At 42.0% G+C, this 3643-nt stretch carries 1 protein-coding gene; it reads right to left on the reverse strand.

What is annotated here, in order from left to right:
- On the reverse strand, nucleotides 1-3643 hold a 3643-nt coding region (locus tag ACYC56_RS13315), incomplete at both ends, for a tail fiber domain-containing protein (protein WP_461374660.1).

Raw genomic sequence — 3643 nt, forward strand, 5'->3', positions numbered from 1 at the left:
AGAGATTATTATTTAATTTGATCGTTTCCGCTTGTTGCGCTTTTAACTTCGCAATCTCTTCATTATTATTTTTAATCTCCGTTTGTTGTGCCTTAACCGCTTCTATTAATGGAGCGACTAGGTTTCCATATTGGACCGCCTTGCTCCCCTCTTGACCAGTGACTAATTCCGGAAAGACTTGCTCTACTTCTTGAGCGATTAGACCAATGCTAGGAGTATTATCTTTCTTCCAGTTAAAGGTTACTCCACGGAGTTGCATAATCTTTTCAAGCGGACTTTGAATAGTCGCAATGTTTTGTTTGAGGTTGCGGTCGGAAGAGTAGATGAAGGCGGTAGCAGTAACGGAGCCGGCAAAAATAACATCCCCTGTACCTCTGGCGAAATTTATAACTTCAGCAGCGCCAGGATTTTTTCTCCAAAGTTTTAAATCACCATCTACTAAATCATCGAGAGTCCAATACCAGCCATACGTAGGATTAGCGCCTTCTCTTAGTTCGAGAATATTCTCATCAGCGACAGAACCAGTATGCGTTGTTACTGTTAATCTTCCGGCTGGAGCGGTGGTACCGATTCCAATATTACCAGCGTATTGCATTGTCATAACAGGAATCCCATTGCTAACATTTCTAATTTCAAAATTATTATAATCACGATACCCAAATTGCCAAGACGTTGCCCCTGGCACAGTAGATGACATCTGCCACACATCTGCTGATCCCGATACCACGCTGGTACCACGAATATCCAGCTTTGCTCCTGGCGCTGTCGTCCCAATCCCAACGTTGCCACCAGCCATGACTCTAAGTCTTTCAGCAAACGTTCCGTTTGTTGCGCCATTTACTATAACAAAATCTCCACTGGGTTCTTGTCTCATTAAGGTACCTACCGTACCGTGTTTAAATAACAAAGCCGGGTAATTAGAAGAATTTTCTATTATTTGACTCACATATCCATAACTACCAGATACTCCACTACTATTTCCAATGACATGGAGCATAGCTTCCGGCGCAGTCGTCCCAATCCCAACATTGCCAACCATATGAACTGCCCCCAAGCCAGAGACTTCAAAAATTGGAAGAGTGGGGGCGTTATGTCCCATAATTTGAAAACCCATTCCGGCATTACTGCCTACTAATAATTGAGTAGTATTTGAAGTTAACATTCCACCACTATCGGCTATTATATCTGAACCCATTTTCCAGTTTCCGTCTGAATCCCTGAAATAAAAGGCAGAAGCAGCGGGGACACTTATATCTCCGTTAACTTGTAATTTAAGAGTTGGATTAGTTGTTCCAATCCCGACGTTGCCAGAAGGATAATTCTGAATATAAATTCGGGAAGTCATCGTACCGCCGACATTTTGGCGAATATTCAAATCACCATACATGGTACTGGCAGTCTGAGGATATGTCGAATCAAGAAATGACTGAGCAGCAGCAGTTGAATACGACATTTCCATACCATATCCACCAGCACCCTGATAACCTGTTCTAATCTTAGTCACTTGACTGTCAGCATCCGTTCCAACAGACAGGGTTGGATTTGTTCCTCTAACTTCAAGTTTATAATTAGGTGCCGTCGTTCCAATTCCAACGTTGCCGCCGGTCGCAACCGTCAATCTCTCGGTACCAGTAGAGCCATCTTCAACTATAGAAAGTCTATTTGTACTAGCAGGATTTACTATCCCCCATTGCTTGACCGAAGCTTGATAAATATCTAAATAAGGTGCTGTTCCATTAGCTGTTTGCATTCTAATAGTGCCAGTAGAGCCACCAACAACAGATAGTGGCATGGCCGGATTAGTTGTCCCGATACCGACGGAGCCGCCTGCTGTTATTCTCATTCTTTCTACAGTGGCCGGAAAAAAAGCTATATTTCCAACATCGGTATATAAATTCATTGCCCCGTCACCTCCATACCAGCTAGTAGATGCGGCATTGCCGAGAAAAATATAAGCATTTCTACTTCCAGAAATCCATTGAATTCCTGCATATTGTCCCGATGTAGCGTTCTCAGTTTGTTCTAAACGAATCATGTGATTAGAACTACTTAAAACATGCAATTTTACCTGGGGATTCGTCGTCCCAATCCCGACATTTCCCGCCCCTGCCGTACCATTCCAAATAGTTCCATCTTTTGTCCCGCTCCAAAGATTTGTGCTATTAACTAGAGTATTAACTAATCCATAATTAACTAGGGCATAATTATCAGTACCTAAATATGTGCTTGTGTAGTTATGTCCGGTGGCGGATGAGCCGGCGGGAGCGGCAGCACCGCCATTACCAATTGATAATTTATCGTTCGGAGCGGTGGTGCCGATGCCGACGTTGCCGTTGGATCTAAGCACCGTCCATGCATCAGAGGCGGTTCCATAATTGTATAAGTGGAATGCCGTGCCATAGTCATATAATTCCCACTTCAGTGCGCCTGCTTGTGCGAGAAAAATACCCGCCGCACCCTCACTTGCAGTATCAATTTTAATTTGATTGTCGTTTCCAATAATATGTAACTTCATTCCCGGATTCGTCGTCCCAATTCCGACATAGCCATTTAATAATACGGATACTGGTTCAGTCACAGTCCCATTCTGATTGTTTATTATTTGTAACCTACCAGTAGATACATTCTCTCGCGCCAATTCCCAATTAGCTGTAGTACTATATCCAAATAATATTGATCCCGTATTCGCCGTGCCGCTATTATCAACAACGGTTAATTTTCTCGTCGGCCCCGTAGTTCCGATCCCGACATTTCCCGCACCGCTAATTCTAACTTTTTCCGAAAGACTGCCGTTATAGGTACCCAAAGAAAGACCAGTAATAGCCCCGGTGGCGTTTTCAATTACACCCCCAATGAACGCGGTAGAAGACCAACTATTATTTCCAAAATTAAAACTAATTCTAGCTTCATTCCCGGCTGCTTGGGCAGCATAATTAGTGATGGTTAGAGGATAAACAATCCCCGCAGCCGTGTCTCCAAAAACAGAAATTTTTGAAACATCTGATTGAGCATTAAGCAAAAAATTACCAACATGTAATTTTGCCCCCGGTGCATTCGTTCCAATTCCAACATTGCCGCCGCTTGTAATTATCATAGCATCAATCCATGGAATTGCCGCATTTGCACTGCCTGTTGGAGATGTTCTAAAATAATGTCCGCCAGAACTCATAAAATATCCTGCTGCACCATCTGCATATTTATATTTCCATGTACCATCATAATAAGAATTTTGATTTAACATTAAGTTTCCGCTTCTATAGCCATAAATCGAACCAGCTGTAAATTCAATAGCAGCACTACCAAGTGATGTCTGCCATGCTTCAATATCTGATGTTCCAATTCCCATCATCCCATTAAACAAAAGATTATCGCCTGCCGTACCAAAGTTTATAGTCTTGGCGGAGACGGAATCGGTTGTTAATAATATAGAGGAGGTAATTATGAGAAATAGGATAAGAGAAGAAATTGATTTGTTTAGTCTAATTAATTTATTTAATTTAAAAGATTCGCTAACTGTTTTGTAGAGTTTAAAAAAAGCACTTCTCTTAAGTAAAAGATGTGCGTCGATAGTATTTACTGTATTAATGATTGATTGTTTATTAAAAGAATCAGCCGACAGGCTGCGTACCTCTAATTTCGCCCC

It is taken from the genome of Candidatus Aquicultor sp. (genome assembly GCF_054640775.1).